The following is a 901-nucleotide window of genomic DNA, read 5'->3' on the forward strand; positions in this document are numbered from 1 at the left end:
AGACAGGCTCATCACTGGGGCTGGTGGCTGTCGGAGCCCCCGAGCCGGGCGGCGGCCCGGTGGCGGGGCTGATGGGTTCCAGCCAGCCGAGCCGCTCGGCCAGCCGCCGGGCGCTGTCGATCACGGTGGCGATGTGGGGAGAGGGGTTGGCGTCGTGCCACAACAGTGACCACGGGTAGTGCATGGTGGGTTCGATCAGGGACCGCCAGGTGGTGCCCGGCCGGTTGGAGGTGCGGAAAGAGGAGGGTACGCAGTGCACGCAGCGGCGCTGGAGTACGAGGTCGGCCGCGGCGCGGCTGCTCTCGACGGTGCCCTCGTAGATGGTGGGCGCGAACCCGGCCGAGCGGCACAGCGTGATGACGAACTGGTTGAGCTCCGGGGTCTGTGCCTCTTCGCCGAGCAGCAGGAGTTCGTCGGAGAGGGCGGCGACGGGTACACCGTCGAGCTCGGCGAAGCGGTGGTCGTCCGGCACCAGCACGCCGAGCGGATCGAGCCTGATCAGCTTGGAGGTCACCTCGGCTGGAGCCTGGGAGGCGTGTCCGATGGCGATGTCCAGGCGGCCGTCGGCCAGCTGCCGATACTGCTCCGGGGTGCCCGCTTCGACCTGATGGATGGTGATATCGGGGTGACTGCGCTGGAGCTCGCGCAGGATCTGCGGCATGGAGTCGTAGCCGGCGTCGATGATGCCGACACGCAGCGTGGGCGCCGACGCCACGGCGTTGCGTGCGGCCTGCCTGGCCCGGCCCACGTGGTCGAGGATCTGGCGCGCCTCGACGAGAAAGGCGGCGCCCGCCGGGGTCAGATGGACGTGGTGGGTGCTGCGATCCAGCAGCCGCACTCCCAGTTCGCGCTCCAGCCGCTGGATCTGCTGGCTCAGCGCGGACTGCACGATGTGCTCGCG

At 70.4% G+C, this 901-nt stretch carries 1 protein-coding gene; it reads right to left on the reverse strand.

The annotated features are described in order from the left end of the window. The coding region (locus ETD86_RS54540; protein WP_246149554.1) for a LysR family transcriptional regulator at positions 1–889 on the reverse strand (889 nt) is incomplete at its 3' end. Positions 890–901 lie beyond the last annotated feature (12 nt).

The sequence above is a fragment of the Nonomuraea turkmeniaca genome, from assembly GCF_005889735.1.
Classification (GTDB): domain Bacteria; phylum Actinomycetota; class Actinomycetes; order Streptosporangiales; family Streptosporangiaceae; genus Nonomuraea; species Nonomuraea turkmeniaca.